The sequence below is a fragment of the Burkholderiales bacterium genome (genome assembly GCA_015075645.1).
Taxonomy (GTDB): Bacteria; Pseudomonadota; Gammaproteobacteria; order Burkholderiales; family Casimicrobiaceae; genus VBCG01.
In genome coordinates this window covers 19,860-34,272 of sequence record JABTUF010000006.1, presented here as the reverse complement: position 1 = coordinate 34,272, position 14,413 = coordinate 19,860, and the positions used below count along the sequence as shown (strand labels likewise).

13 protein-coding genes are annotated in these 14,413 nt (G+C 71.2%); all 13 read left to right on the top strand.

Annotation, left to right across the window (positions count from 1 at the left end):
• Window positions 1-123 precede the first annotated feature (123 nt).
• The 13 genes from HS109_15780 to HS109_15720 all read left to right on the top strand — a co-directional run bounded on the left by HS109_15780 (window position 124) and on the right by HS109_15720 (window position 14,355).
• Entirely contained in the window at window positions 124-1,362 is a 1,239-nt protein-coding gene (locus HS109_15780; GenBank protein MBE7523824.1) for a type II secretion system F family protein, read from the top strand.
• A 63-nt stretch (window positions 1,363-1,425) separates the two neighbouring features.
• On the top strand, window positions 1,426-1,872 hold the full coding sequence (gspG, locus tag HS109_15775) for a type II secretion system major pseudopilin GspG (protein ID MBE7523823.1): 447 nt from the start codon (window positions 1,426-1,428) through the stop codon (window positions 1,870-1,872).
• 275 nt (window positions 1,873-2,147) lie between these two features.
• Window positions 2,148-2,570, top strand: coding sequence for a type II transport protein GspH (locus HS109_15770; GenBank protein MBE7523822.1), 423 nt, complete (start codon window positions 2,148-2,150; stop codon window positions 2,568-2,570).
• 2 nt (window positions 2,571-2,572) lie between these two features.
• Complete coding sequence (locus HS109_15765; protein MBE7523821.1) at window positions 2,573-2,989, top strand: prepilin-type N-terminal cleavage/methylation domain-containing protein; 417 nt, start codon at window positions 2,573-2,575, stop codon at window positions 2,987-2,989.
• On the top strand, window positions 2,986-3,702 hold the full coding sequence (locus HS109_15760) for a prepilin-type N-terminal cleavage/methylation domain-containing protein (protein MBE7523820.1): 717 nt from the start codon (window positions 2,986-2,988) through the stop codon (window positions 3,700-3,702). The genes HS109_15765 and HS109_15760 overlap by 4 nt, the downstream gene beginning before the upstream one ends.
• Before the next feature lie 65 nt (window positions 3,703-3,767).
• Window positions 3,768-4,712 (top strand): general secretion pathway protein GspK, encoded by a 945-nt coding sequence (locus HS109_15755; GenBank protein MBE7523819.1) that lies wholly within the window; start codon window positions 3,768-3,770, stop codon window positions 4,710-4,712.
• Complete coding sequence (locus HS109_15750; GenBank protein ID MBE7523818.1) at window positions 4,696-6,189, top strand: hypothetical protein; 1,494 nt, start codon at window positions 4,696-4,698, stop codon at window positions 6,187-6,189. The genes HS109_15755 and HS109_15750 overlap by 17 nt, the downstream gene beginning before the upstream one ends.
• Complete coding sequence (locus tag HS109_15745) at window positions 6,186-6,818, top strand: hypothetical protein (GenBank protein ID MBE7523817.1); 633 nt, start codon at window positions 6,186-6,188, stop codon at window positions 6,816-6,818. The genes HS109_15750 and HS109_15745 overlap by 4 nt, the downstream gene beginning before the upstream one ends.
• Window positions 6,819-6,834: 16 nt before the next feature.
• The gene (locus tag HS109_15740; protein MBE7523816.1) at window positions 6,835-7,653 is read left to right on the top strand and encodes a hypothetical protein; all 819 of its coding nucleotides are present in this window, start codon (window positions 6,835-6,837) and stop codon (window positions 7,651-7,653) included.
• A gap of 29 nt (window positions 7,654-7,682) precedes the next feature.
• Window positions 7,683-10,403, top strand: a complete 2,721-nt coding sequence (gspD, locus tag HS109_15735) for a type II secretion system secretin GspD (protein MBE7523815.1) — start codon at window positions 7,683-7,685, stop codon at window positions 10,401-10,403.
• 156 nt (window positions 10,404-10,559) lie between these two features.
• Window positions 10,560-11,084 carry a hypothetical protein gene (locus HS109_15730; protein MBE7523814.1) on the top strand — a complete coding sequence of 175 codons (525 nt, stop codon included), beginning with the start codon at window positions 10,560-10,562 and terminating at the stop codon, window positions 11,082-11,084.
• Window positions 11,085-11,227: 143 nt separating this feature from the next.
• Window positions 11,228-12,733, top strand: a complete 1,506-nt coding sequence (locus tag HS109_15725) for a hypothetical protein (GenBank protein MBE7523813.1) — start codon at window positions 11,228-11,230, stop codon at window positions 12,731-12,733.
• Between the two features lie 644 nt (window positions 12,734-13,377).
• Window positions 13,378-14,355, top strand: a complete 978-nt coding sequence (locus tag HS109_15720; GenBank protein ID MBE7523812.1) for a hypothetical protein — start codon at window positions 13,378-13,380, stop codon at window positions 14,353-14,355.
• Window positions 14,356-14,413: the final 58 nt, after the last annotated feature.

Below are 14,413 nucleotides of genomic sequence, written 5' to 3'. Positions count from 1 at the left end.
GCGGTCCCCGCGCATCGACGCGAACCCGTCGGGCTGAAGCCCGACCCACCGAGGGGTGGCTGTGGGTCGGCCTTCAGGCCGACGCCCTTTCGTCCCTGCGGATCCGTTCCGCGACCTGACACGATGCCGCTCTTCCGCTACAAGGCGGTCGCCCCCGGCGGGGCGGTGTCCTCCGGCGAACTCGACGCCGCGAACGAGGCGGAGATCCTCGACCGCCTGCGCGACCAGGGCCTGATGCCGATGCAGGTCGCGCCGGCGACCGGCGCTCAATCGCCCGCGGCGGGGCGCGGCGCCGCGCCCGCGCGCCGCCGGTGGTTCGAATCGAAATCGGTCACGCGCGACCAGACGATGGCGCTGACGCGCGAACTCGCCACGCTGCTCCGCGCCGGCCTCCCGCTCGACCGCGCGCTGGAGACGCTGATCGGCCTCGCGCCGACGCCCGCCGTCACCGCGCTGCTGCAGGGCATCCGCGACGAGGTGCGCGGAGGCAAGGCGCTGTCGCAGGCGCTCGACGCGCGCCGCGAGACCTTCTCGCGCTTCTACGTGAACATCGTGCGCGCGGGCGAGGCCGGTGGCGCGCTCGCGACGGTGCTGACGCGCCTCGCCGACACGATGGAGCGCAACAAGGAGCTGCGCGAGACGGTGAAGAGCGCGCTCATCTATCCGGTCATCCTGATCGGCGTCGCGGTGCTGTCGGTGATGATCCTGCTCGTCTACGTCGTGCCGCAGTTCCAGCAGACCTTCGCGCAGGCCGGCAAGGCGCTGCCGCTCGCGACGCAGGTCGTCATCCTCGTCGGCACGGCGATCAAGCGCTGGTGGTGGGCGATGATCGTCGCCGCCGCCGCGCTCGCGTGGTGGCTGCGCCGCCGGTTCCGCGACCCGGCGTTTCGCGCGCGCGTCGACGCGCGATTGCTGCGCCTGCCGATCGTGGGCGACCTCGTGGCGAAGGTCGAGGTCGCGCGCTTCTCGCGCACGCTCGCGACGCTGCTCGGCAACGGCGTGACGCTGCTCGCCGGCCTCGGCATCGTCAAGGAGACGATGGGCAACGCGGTGATGGGCGCCTCGCTCGACAGCGTGACCGCCCGGCTGCGCGAGGGCAAGGGATTCGGGCGGCCGCTCGCCGAGACCGGCCTGTGGCCGAAGCTCGCCACGCAGATGATCCTCGTGGGCGAGGAGTCGGGCCGGCTCGAGGAGATGCTCGGCCGCGTCGCCGACGTCTACGACCGCGAGGTGCAGGTCGCGATCAAGCGCTTCCTCGCGGTCCTCGAGCCCGTGCTGATCCTGGGGCTCGCCGTCCTGATCGGCGGCATCGTGTTCTCGATCCTGCTCGGCGTCATGGGCATGAGCGAACTTGTCGGCTGAACCCGGTCTAATCGTTTCCGCGAACGCGGGCATGGCGCCCGTTGTCGCCAGATGGTGACACTCATGAACCTCCGCATCCTCCGCCGTCCCGTCCCGTTCCGCTGCGAGCGGGGCATGACATTGATCGAGATTCTCGTCGTCCTGGTCCTGATCGGCGTCGTGCTGGGGATCGTCGGGGGCAACTTCATCGGCCGCGGCGAGAAGGCGAAGGCCGACGCGGCGAAGATCGAGATCGGCCAGATCGGGCAGGCGCTCGATCTCTACAAGCTCGAGACCGGCCGCTATCCGTCGTCGTCCGAGGGCCTGCAGGCGCTCGTCAGCGCGCCCGCCGGCGCGTCGAACTGGAACGGCCCCTACTGGAAGAAGGCGCAGATCCCGAAGGATCCGTGGGGTCACGAGTACCGCTACAGCGCGCCCGGCCAGAAGGGCGCCTACGACATCGTTTCGCTCGGCGCCGACGGCCAGGAGGGCGGCGAGGGCGCGAACAAGGACATCACGAGCGCGGAATGACGCCGGGCAGGCGCGCCGCGTGAGACCGTCCCCCCATGGCAACGCACCGGGCGAATTCGCGATCGCGACGCGTGCACGCGGATCGGGCGCCGTCGCGGCGCTCGCCGCCCGCTCCCGTGGGTCGGGCTTCAGCCCGACGCTCGCCGCCCGCCCCTGTGGGTCGGGCTTCAGCCCGACGCTCGCCGCCCGCTCCTGTGGGTCGGGCTTCAGCCCGACGCTCGCCGCCCGCTCCCGTGGGTCGGGCTTCAGCCCGACGCTTGTCGCTCGGCATGACGATGATCGAGATCCTCGTCGTGCTCGCGATCATGGCGATCGGAGCCGCATTCGTCGTGCCGATGGTCTCGGGGCAGGGTGCCACGACCGGCGAACTCAAGTCCGCCGCGCGCCAGATCGCCGCGGGGTTGCGCCTCGCGCGTAGCGAGGCGGTCACCTCCCGCCGCGAGACGGCGCTCACGCTCGATCTCGAGGCGCGCAGCTTCCACGTCGCGAACGACGCGCGCGAAGTCGCGCTGCCGCGGAAGGTCGACCTCGAGCTCTTCACCGCGCAGTCGGACCTCGTCTCCGACAAGCGCGGCGCGATCCGCTTCTTTCCCGACGGCGGCAGCAACGGCGGCCGCGTCACCGTGTCGTCGGGCGAACGCAGGTACGAAGTCGACGTCGATTGGCTCACCGGTCGCGTCGCGATACTCGATCAGTGAACATGTCTCGACACGCGCTGCGCGGCTTCAGCCTGCTCGAGGTGCTCGTCGCCTTCGTGATTCTCGCGCTCGTCGCGACCGCGCTGTTCCGCCTGATCGGCGGAGCGCTCGGCAACGCGGGGGTCGCCGAGGACGTGAGCCGGGCGGTGCTGGTCGCGCAGAGCCGGCTCGACGCGGCGCGCGGCGGAGCGCGCCTCGCCGGCGAATCGGGCTCCGAGGACGACGGGCGCATCGCCTGGACGACGACGGTCGAGCCCTGGGTCTCTCCCGACGCCGCGGCCGCCGCCGATCCGCGGCCGGTGTCGCCGATGCAGCTCTACCGGATCCGCGTCGAGGTCCGCTACCCCGGCGCGGGCGGACGCGAACGCACGCTCGCGCTCTCGACGCTGCGCCTCGCCCGGCGGGAGGGCGCGCCGTGAAGCCGGTCCCCCGGTTCGACCCACGACGCGATGCTCCGCGGCGAGCCGAGCGCGGCTTCACGCTGGTCGAACTCCTGGTCGCGCTGGCGCTCCTCGCGCTGCTGTCGGCGACGCTCTTCGGCTCGCTCGCCCTGTCGGGCCGCAGTTGGGACGCGGGCGAGGCGAAGGCCGCCAAGACCGCGTCGATGCGCACCGCGCAGGAATTCCTGCGCGCGACCCTCGAAGGCCAGCACGGCCAGCGGATGAAGAAAATGCCGGAGTGGCCGCTGCTCTTCGCCGGCGATCGCGACGAGATGCGCTTCGCCGCGGCGCTCCCCGCGCGGGTTCAGGGCGGTGGCGTCTGGTACTACCGATTGCACGTGACCGAGATCGACGGCAAGCCCGCGCTCGTCGTCGATCGCATGGTGCCCGACGTCACCGCGGCCGCGCTGCCGGATTTCGGCGGGGCCGAGCACTCGGTGCTCGCGACCGGCATTCGGTCGGTGACCTTCGGCTACCTCGGACTCGACCCCGGCGCGACGGGCGCGGCCGGCGCCGAACCGGCGTGGCGCGATCAATGGCAGGACACGCAGCGCCTGCCGCAACTGATCCGCATCGAGGTCGAGACCGAGCGGGGCGCGAAGTGGCCGGTGTTCTACGCGGCGCCGCGCGAGGCGCCCGAGGCCGGCTGTCGCGCATGGGACAAGGCGCGCGCGCGCTGCGCGCAGCGATGACCGCCATGCGGAACGCTCGCGCGGCTTCGCCACGCCCGCCGCATCGCGCACGGCCCGCCCGGGCAATGCCCGGTGCGGCGAAGACGTCGCAGGCGGGCATCGCGCTGGTGCTCGCGCTGTGGGCCACCGTGCTCCTGACCGCGATGGCGGGGTCGTTCGCCTACAGCATGCGCACCGAGGCGCTCGCCGCGGGGAACGCGGTGGGCGTCGCCCGGGCGCGCGCCGCGGCCGACGGCGCGATCGAGCGTGCCGTCTACGAACTCGGGCGTGCGCGGGTGCCCGGCGCGTGGACGCCCGACGGCGCGCCGCACGCTTATGAAGACGACGGCATCGCGATCACGGTCGTCGCGACCGACGAATCCGCGAAGATCGACCTGAACGCCGCCGGCGAGGTGCTGCTGCGCGGGCTCTTCACGGCGATCGGTGGCGCCGACCCCGACACCGCCGCGCGCCTCGTCGATGCGGTGATCGACTGGCGCGACGCGGACGACTTCCGGCGGCCGCTCGGCGCGGAAGCGGCCGACTATCAGGCGGCGGGTGCGAAGGTCCTGCCGGGGAACGCTCCGTTCGAGACGACGGGCGAGGTCTCGCGCGTGCTCGGCATGACGCCCGGCGTCTACGAGCGCATCGCCGGCAGTGTCACCGTGTGGTCGCGACAGCCGGGCATCAATCCGAAGACCGCTTCGCGCGACGTTCTGCTCGCCCTGCCGGGCGTCGACGCCGCGGCGGTCGACGGCTACCTCGCGCAGCGCGACGCCGCGATCCGCGACGGGTTGCCTCCGCCCAACTTCCCGAACGCGTCGGGACTCGCGTCCGGAGCGGTCCAGACGTGGCGGATCCGCGGCGAGGCGCGCACCTCCGATGGTGTAACCTTCGTGCGCGAAGCGGTGGTGCGGCCCTCACAGGACCCGGGAAGGCCGCTCGTCGTGCTGGCGTGGCTCGAAGGCGCGGTGGCGCCCGCCGCTCCCGCCGACGCGAAGACCGACAATCACGATGCCCTCCGACCGTAGCACGCCGCTCGAGCGCACCGCGGGCGCGCTCTCCGCGATCGCGCAGCGGAGCGGCTTCGCGTCGTTCCTGCGCTGGTGGGGCGCGGAACTCGCGCCGCTGGTGCCGAGCGGCGCGCGCAACGCGGTGGCGCGCCGGCGCATGCGGCCGATCCTCGCGTTCGACGGCCCGGTGGCGACCGTGTGGCGGCCGGTGATGGTCGACGGCGCGGTGAAGGTGGAGCCGACCGCGCGCATCACGCTCGACGGCGACGCGCAGGCCGTCGTCGCGGCGGGCCGCGCCGCGATCGGCGAACTCGGTCGCCTCGCGGGCTCGGGCGCGTCGGGCGCGCCGCGGGTCCGGCTCGCGATCCCCGCGCGTGCCGTCCTGCGCAAGACGCTCGTGCTGCCCGCCGCGGTCGAGGAGAACCTGCGCCAGGCGATCGGCTACGACCTCGATCGCCTGACGCCGTTCAAGGCCGACGAGCTCTACTACGACGCGGCCGTCGTGTCGCGCGACGCGGGCAAGGGCACGGTCGCGGTCGATTTCGCCGCCGTGCGCCGCCCGGTGGTGGACGCCGCGCTCGCGCACGCCGCGCTCTGGGGCGCGGACGTGCGCAGCGTCACGCCCGACGAGCCGGGCGCGCCGCCGTCGCGGTTGAACCTCGCGCCGGAGGAGTCGCGCGCCGCGCCCGCGCCGTGGAAGCGCTGGCAATTCTGGGCGCCGCTCGCGGCGCTCGGTGCCGTCACGCTCGTCGCGATCGTGCTGCCGCTGTGGCAGAAGCGCGACTACGCGATCGCGCTGATCGGGCGGGCGCAGGCCGCGCGCGACGAGGCCGCGGTCTCCGAGCGCCTGCGCGCCGACGTCGAGAACGCCGCCGCGCAGGTCAACTTCGTGCTCGAACGCAAGTACGCGTATCCGCCGATCGTGCGCGTGCTCGACACGATGAGTTCGGTGCTGCCCGACGACACCTGGATCACGCAACTCGAGATCCGCGCGCTGCCGAAGGGCCGCGACCGCGATCGCGAGATCGTCGTTCGCGGGGAGTCCGGCAACGCCGGTGCGCTGATCCCGATCCTCGAAGGCTCCGGGCTGGTCGCGCAGGTCGCACCGCGCTCGCCCGTCACCAAGATCCAGCCCGGGCCCGGCGAGATCTTCGACCTCGGCGCGCAGTTGAAGCCCGCGGCGAAGCCCGCGATGGTCACGGTGCTCGCGCTGGCCGATCCGCCCGCGCGCGCACCCGAGCCCGCTGCCCCGCCGCCCGCGCCGCCGCAGCCTGCGCCGGCGAACGCCGCGCCAGCGCCGTCGTCCGCGTCGCTCGCGCCTGCCTCCGCCGCACCGGTGCCCGAACCCGCGTCGGCGGGTGTCTCCGAGATGGAAGGTTCGTCCGCGCCGGTCGCCGACGCGCCGGCTCCTCCCGCGGCCGCGCCGGCACCGCCGCAGGGTGAGGCGAAGGGCATGGGCCGCCCCGGCGGTCGACGGCGGAGGTCGGATACATGACGCCCGCGATCCTCGCCCGTTTCTCGCCGGGCCAGCGCCGCGCGCTCGCCGTGGGCCTGCTCGCGGTCGCGATCGCGCTCGTGTTCACGGCGCTGCTCGCGCCGCTGTGGCTCCTGCATCGCCACTACGACGACGCGATCGAGACCTGGTCGCAGCGGCTTTCCACCTACAAGCGCGTCGCCGCGCAGGCGCCCGAGTTGCGCCGCGCGCTCGACGCGATGCGCGCGAAGGACGCCCGCCGCTTCTACCTGCGCAACACCGCCGCGAACCTCGCGGGCGCGGAACTGCAGGAGATCGCGAAGGCGGCGATCGAAGGCAACGGCGGGCGCATCACGACGAGCCAGAGCCCCGCGCCGCGCGAGGACGGCGCCTTCCGGCAGATCGTCGCCAGCGTGCAGTTCTTCGCGACCGTGCCGAACCTGCAGAAGATCCTCTCCGCGCTGGAGACGCGCGAACCGCTCCTCGTCGTCGAGAACATCACGGTGCGGCCGGCGAACGCGTTCCGCGGTTTCAAGCCGGCCGCGGGCCAGGAGCCCGAGGTCAACGTGCAACTCGAAGTCACCGCCTGGGCGATGCCCGAGCCGCAGGTCGCGGCTCCGCTCGTGCCGGTGTCCGCGCCGCGCAAGTGACCCGACGAGGCCGACGATGAGCGCGCTCACACCCCGCTTTACCCGCTGGCTCGCCTGGGCGGCACCGTTCGCCCTGCTCGCGCTCGCGATCGGCGTGCAGACCGGCTGGGGCACCGCTTGGCGCCGGAACCTGCCGCCCGATCTCCCCGCCGTGCCCGCGCCGGTCGAGGTGCCGGTGCTGCCCGGCTACCAGATCGAAGGCGGCATCGCCTCGATGCGCGCGACGGTCGAGCGGCCGCTCTTCAACGCGACGCGCCGGCCCGCGCCGACGGCGGCGGCGGTCGCGGCCAAGTCCTCGATCCAGCGCGGCCAGTACGTGCTGACCGGAACGATGATCGTCGACAACGTCGCGATCGCCTTCCTGAAGGAGACGGGCGGCGCCGGCAAGTCGCGTTCCGTCCGCAAGGGTGAGGCGATCGGCGGCATGCTCGTCGCCTCCGTCGAGACCGACCGCGTGCGCCTGACGCTCGGCGACGACGCCGAGGATCTCGAACTCAAGGTCCAGAAGGGGCCGAAGACGACGGTGCAGCCGGCGGAGCCCGCGCCCGCACCTGCGGCGCAGGCCGCGCGGCCGAGCGCCGGCGTCCCCGGGGCAGGAGGCGCGCAGGTCCAGCCCGCCACCGCGCAAACGCGCGCACGCGGACAGGGCACGAGCGGCCCGCCGGGCAGCACCGCCGAGCAGAACCTTCGGCAGAATCGCCGCAACGCGCGCGCCGCCGAAGCGCAGGCGAGCGGCACGCAACAGGGCCTCCAGCCGCAGAGCGACGACAGCACGCCTCCGCCTGCGCCGGGAAGCTGGAACAACGTCTACCGCAACATGCGTCAGCCCCGCTGAACCTCGATCGCACGACCCGGGAAGCCACGATGATCCGACGACCCTTCCGCCCCGAACCGATCGGGCGCCGCGCCGCGCCGCCGTCGTGCGCCGCCGCCTGGATCGCGCTCGCGTGCGTGCTCGCGCTCGCCGGATGCGCGCAACAACCCGTGGCGCCGCCGCAGCCGCCCGAGAAGGTGCGTTCCTCGCTGCAACCCGAAGGGCTCACGCCCGCGCTCGCCGAAACCGCGGCGCGGGTCGAGACCGGCGCGGGCGACACGCCCGATCGCGCGAAGGTGTTCCGCGGCACCGGCATCGTCGTGAACGGGCAGCCGCAGGGCGGAGGCAGCCCGCCCTGGACGACCACGCCGCTGGACGCGGGCGGCAACGTGAGCCTCAACTTCGAGGGAGCCGACCTGCGCGAGGTGATCCGCAACATCCTCGGCGACATCATGAAGAAGGGCTACGTGATCGACCCCGCCGTCGGCGGGCAGGTCACGATCCGCACCTCGTCGGGCCTGCCTCGCAGCGCGTTGCTGCCCACGCTGGAGACGCTGCTCCGGATGAACGGCGCGACGATGGTCTGGGACGACGCGACCGACCTCTTCCGGATCGTGCCGCAGGGCGCGGCGGTGCGCGGCAACGTGACGCCGATGCTCGGCAACAGCACGCGCATCCTGCCGCCCGGCTTCTCGGTGCAGGTCGTGCCGCTGCGCTACGTGAGCGCGCGCGAGATGGTGAAGATCCTCGAGCCGATCGCGAAGGACGCGCAGGCGGTGCGCGCGGACGACCTCCGCAATCTCGTGATCCTGTCGGGCACCGAGCCGGAACTGCGCCGCCTGCTCGACACGATCAACCTGTTCGACATCGACTGGATGAAGGGGATGTCGGCAGGCATCTTCCCGCTGCAGAGCGCGGACGTGAAGGCGGTGGGCCAGGAGATCGAGAAACTCCTCGGGGCGCGCGACCAGAACCCGCTGGCGGGCCTGATCCGCGTCATTCCGATCGAGCGCATGAACGCGCTCCTCGTCGTGACGCCGAACCCCGCGCTCATCGACAAGGCGAAGGAGTGGATCGAGAAGCTCGACCAGGGCACCGGCGGCGAGGGCGTGCGTTTCTACGTCTACAACCTGCAGAACAGCCGCGCCGAGCGCGTCGGCCCGCTCTTGCAGCAGGCGTTCACCGGCAAGCCGGCGGCCCAGACGACGACGCAGGCGCCGACGCTCGCACCGGGCACGCCCGCCGGCCAGATCGTCTCGCCGCCGGCGTTCCAGCCGCAGGCGACGCCGCTGGTCGCGCCGCCGTCCACCGTCGTCGTGAACGCGCCGCCCCCGCCGCCGACCGCGGCGCAGACGGTCGCGCAGGGAATACCCGGCGCGCAGCCGCAAGGCGTGGTGCGCAACATCCAGGTCGTCGCGGACAAGGACAACAACACGCTGCTCGTCGTCGCGACGCCGGCCGAATGGGTCATCATCGAGGCCGCGCTCCGCAAGCTCGACGTGCCCGCGCGCCAGGTGATGATCGAACTGGTGATCGCCGAGGTGTCGCTGATCGACAACTTCCAGTTCGGCGTCGAGTGGTACTTCAAGAACGGCGGCAACCAGGCCGGGGGCAACTTCCGCCGCGGCACGGTGCCCGGCGACATCTTCGGCGCGATCGCCGGAACCGCGGCGGACGTCGCGGCCGCGGGCATCGGCGCGCGCGTGCCGGGGTTCAACTACCTGCTCTCCGGCATGTTCCCCGGCGGCATCCAGGCCGCGCTCTCGCTCCTCGGCACCGCGGGCAACACGAAGATCGTCGCGAACCCGCACGTGGCCGCGCTCGACAACCAGAAGTCGACGATCAAGGTCGGCGACCGCATCCCGATCACGCAGCAGACGCTCGTCGGCGGCACGACCAACGCGGTGACCACGACCTCGCAGTACATCGACACCGGCGTGCTGGTGTCGGTCACGCCGCGCATCAACGCGGGCGGCCTCGTGACGATGGACATCCAGGCCGAGGTCAGCAACCCGGGCGACGTCGCCAACGCCGGCGAGGCCCCGCCGATCAACACGCGCTCGCTGCAGTCGATGGTCGCGGTGCAGAGCGGCGACACGCTCATCATGGGCGGGTTGATCCGCGACACCAAGCAGGTGGGTTCCGAAGGCATTCCGTGGCTCGCGAAGATCCCGGTGCTGGGCGGGCTCTTCGGCCAGCAGGACATCAAGGACCAGCGCTCCGAACTCGTGCTGTTCGTCACGCCGCGCGTGGTCGAGACGCAACAGGACATGCGCGGGCTCGTCGACGACCTGCGCCGCCGGATGGAGTACCTCGACCGCACGTTCATGCCGTCGCTGCGCCTGCCGGCCGAGTACCAGCCCGAGGTGAAGCCTTCGGTGTTCCCGCCGCGGACGTCGGGGCCGAACGCGGGCGAGGGAGGCCCTTTGCCGATCTACTACCCGGCGCCGTCCGCGGCGCAGCCTGCGCCCGCGCCCGTACCGGTCGCGGCGCCACCGGCGCCGGCGGCGCGTCCGCCCGCGGCACCGGCCGGCGCTGCCGCGCCCGCGGGAGCACCTGCGGCGCCCGCTGCGGCGCCTCCAGCGGCGCCTGCTGCCGCGCAGGGGAAGTCCGCGCCCGCCTCCGGCACTCCGCCCGCTGCGGCAGCCGTGACGCCATCGCCCGCAGGCTCGGGCGCGACGTCCGGCGCTCCTGCGCAGAGCGCACCCAGGCGTCCGCCGCGGCGGGCCCAGCCTGCGGGCGGCACGCCTCCTGCTTCTCCGGGGAACTGACCCCTCCGAATCCCGCGTTCCGGGCCGCGTTCGCGGCCCGGAACGCTTCGGCGGGAGATGAAGTGTCGGGCGGCAGCGACAGTCCGCCTGCGGGGGACGCAGGAAAACGTGCCATTTCCCTGTCGTCATCCAGCGACATTGACGATAGCGGGCCGTTTGCGTACGCTTTCTTCCGTCCGGAAGCCGGTTCCACCGGCCGAAGCTGGACATGAAGGTCGAGATGCGCTCGATCTGTCGCTGTTTGGAGACAACTGGATGGGTTTTTGCCAATCTGCCTGCGTTGTCCGCGCGGGATCGCTCCTGCTGGCGCTCGGCCTCTCCGCCTGTGCGTCGATCGGCGGCGTCTCGGAGTCGAGCCCGCCCGAGGCGAAACGCGCGGCGCTGATCGAGCGTGCCGACGGCCGCGGCGCGGCGCTGGTACGCGGCGACCTGGACGGCGCGTACCAGTATCTGTCGGAAGGATCCAAGGCCGTGATTTCGCTGGACAATTTCAAGCGCCGTATGGGCCTCGTCCCGTTCACCGCGTACCGGATCGACGACGCGAACTGCGAGGGCGGCAACTGCACGGTGCGGTCCAAGCTGACCTTCAACCACCGCATGATGAAAGGCGTCACCACGCCGATCACCGAGGTCTGGGTGATCGAGAACGGCAGGCCGTTTTTCGTGTTCCCGGCCGGCTGACACGGTTCCGTTGCAGATTTCCAACAACCGGCGTTCGGAGGCGAGTTTTCCGATTGCCAACCAGGAGAGCCTTGGCATACCATTGACGCGCTGTCGGTTCCAAGTGATCACTTAAATTGCAAACCAAGGAGTCATCACCCACCATGAACACCTTCAAGAAGAAGTCGCTCTACCTCGCCGTCGCGGGAGCTAGCGCGCTGGGTGCCGGGTCCGCGAGCGCCGTCACGCTGAATGCGGACGGTCTCGGGTCGGTGCTGCTGTACCCGTACTTCACGGTGCGCTCGAGCGCGACCGGCTCGTCCTACATGTCGCTGCTGTCGGTCGTCAACTCGACCGCTTCGGCGAAGGCCGTCAAGGTCCGCTTCCTCGAAGGCAAGAACAGCCGCGAAGTCCTCGACTTCAACCTGTACCTGTCGGCGAAAGACGTGTGGGTCGCCGCGATCCTTCCGACCGCCGCAGGCGCCGGCATCATGACGCCGGACAACAGCTGCACGGACGGCGTCGTCTCGCAGGACGAGAACAACCTGACGCCGTTCGTCAACTACGCGTACACGGGTGAGCAGGACGATCCGGCCAACGACGATCTCGACCGCACCCGCGAGGGCTACGTCGAGATCATCGAGATGGGCGCGATGTACGGCTACGGCGCGAAGTGGGCGACGCACAACTCGTCCGGCGTCCCGGCGCATTGCGACTACCTGCGCGAGTTCCGCAACGGCGGTCTGGTCGAGGCCGGCTACTGGGTGACCTCGCTTACCGGCGGCCTGTTCGGCACGATGTCGCTGATCAACGTGGGCACGGGCATGGACTTCGGCTACGACGCCACCGCCCTGGCCGCGTTCGCGTCGCGCACCTACGGTGACGGCATCTTCGCGAATCCGGGTTCGATCTTCCCGAACCTGAACTCCGGCGATCCGGTCTCGCTCGTGGTGCAGAACGACCTGCCGTTCGGCAACGCGGCGGCCTACGTCACCGTCTGGGACGAAGCTCAGTTCTGGCAGCCGGTGGACGCGGTCTCGGCCGTCCTGATGCACGACCACATCTACAACGAGTTCGTGCTCGACGCGGGAACCAAGTCGGGTACCGACTGGGTCGTGACGATGCCGACGAAGTGGGCGTACTACGCGAACAACCCGTCGACCACGCAGCTCAAGGTCAACCGGCTGTTCCAGCGCAACTTCACGTCGACCGGCGCCTGCGACGACATCACCTTCACCAAGTACGATCGCGAAGAGAAGGTGGTCAAGGTGACGAGCTCGTTCTCGCCGCCGCCGCCCACCAAGACCGACTCGATCTGCTGGGAAGCGAACGTCATCACGTTCAACAGCAGCGATGTCCTGCTGTCGACGAACAGGCTCAACGCCACCACCACGTTCGAGAACGGCTGGGCCGACTTGGGCTTCCCGTCGGTGTCGACGGCGATCCCGGCGACCTCGCTGGTCCATCGCCTCGGCGGCGGTTCGACGACGCGGATCAGCCTGCTGACCGGCTCCACCGATACGTGGACGTCCGCCACGTACTGGGGCCTGCCGGTGATCGGCTTCGCCGCGGTCACGTACAACAACGGCGACGTCGGTGGTGCGCTGTCGAACTACGGTGGCAATTTCGACCACAAGGCCACCCGCCGCGTCGACTACGGCAACCCGTAATACGACGCGATCGTTGCTTCAACCCCTCGAAGGCGGAGCTCCGGCTCCGCCTTTTTTTGTGCCCGTTTGCCGAGGTGCACGCAACGGCGAGCGTTTGCGTTCCGGACGCTTGCAGTGCGCCGTGCGGCGCGATGCGCCTGGGTTCGGCGGATCCGGGTTTGGCCGGATGCTCGCCGGCAGTCCCGTCGGGCCGGCGTTCCATTTGCCGCGAATCGGCGCTTCCGAGCGGCCCCATCTCGGACCGAAGGCCGGTCCTTCGCGGGCCCCTGGCCGCGCCAGCGGCACCGCCGACCGTTCGTCGGGGCACGGCCGATTTCGGCCGCCGCCCGTCGCCGGGGCATGTCCTTTGCACCCTACAGTACAGCTTCCGTCGTTTCCCCCGCTCGCGTGTATTTGGCGCGTCGAGGGCCCGGCGGGGCTGCCGGTGGACGGCGCAGGGCGCCACGCTGCGTCAGACGCCGGCAGGATCCGGCTCCGCGTGGCCCGGGCGTGGTGCTGACACAGGCCGCCGCCCGTCATTCGGGCCGGGTATTTCGTCGGATGGCCGGTTTTCATGCCGCCGTCATGCTGACATCCGGCCGGACTTGTTCTATACTGGATCGATATTTGCTGAAGCTGGCCGTGGGACCACTCAGGAGCGACTCATGACTCACTTGTTCACCACAATCGGCCGCGCGGCGCTCGTCGCCCTCGGTCTCGCGGTCGCCCCGGCGGCCTTCGCCCAGAGCACGGCCAGCTGCCCGTCCGGCATGGCGCCCCAATGGTCCGGAGACGGATCATCGAGCGCGTCGTACGTCTGCGCGCTCACCTGCACCGGTGGCCAGGTCGCCACGGTCAACGGGAACTCGGTGAGCTGCACCGGCGGCGGCGGCGGTCCCGTCGCGCCGTCCGGCTGCACGCTGGGCCGCAGCCCGGCCAACGGCGGCCCGTCGGCGACCAACGTTACGCTGACACTCTCCTGCTCCTCGGGCACGCTGCCGATCAACGTCGCCTGGCAGGGCGGCAACCCGCCGGCCAACTCCAACTGCCCGACCTCGATGGACGCGCTGACCAAGACCTGCGTCGTGTCGGGCGTCTCGCAGACCACCACGTGGACGGTTGCGCAGTTCTCGAACGACCAGGGCAACGGCACGAACAACAGCAACAAGTCCGCGACGTTCACCTACAATGCGGGCGGTGGCGGCGGTGCCGACTTCTCGAGCTGCCCGGCCGGCACGATCACCCTCGACCCGGGCTACGGCACCTATCAGGCGAGCACCGGTACCGTGCTCTACCCCTCCGCCGGCCAGCACGTGTCGTTCGCGATGTGGGTTCCGTCGTCCGGCTACTCCACCGGCAAGAAGAAGGGTGACTGGGCAACCTACGGTGCGGGCGGCGGCTGGTACTACTCGATCTCGGAAGTCGCCTGCGACTACGCCGGCACCTACGCAGTCCGGACGATCAGCAGCTTCTCCGGCAACCCGACGCCGTACCCGCTCGCCGGCTACACGCCGAACGGCACGGTCAACTTCCAGTACCGCGTGACCGGCAACCTGACCCCGGGCAAGATGTACTACCTCAACATGTACGCGCCGAACGGGGCCGGCATCATCGGAGTGCTGCCGGAAGTAGCAACGCAATAATCCCACTCAGGGGGCAATCCCCCGAGTGTTCGGAAGCGCCGCCCCGCCTCGTGCGGGG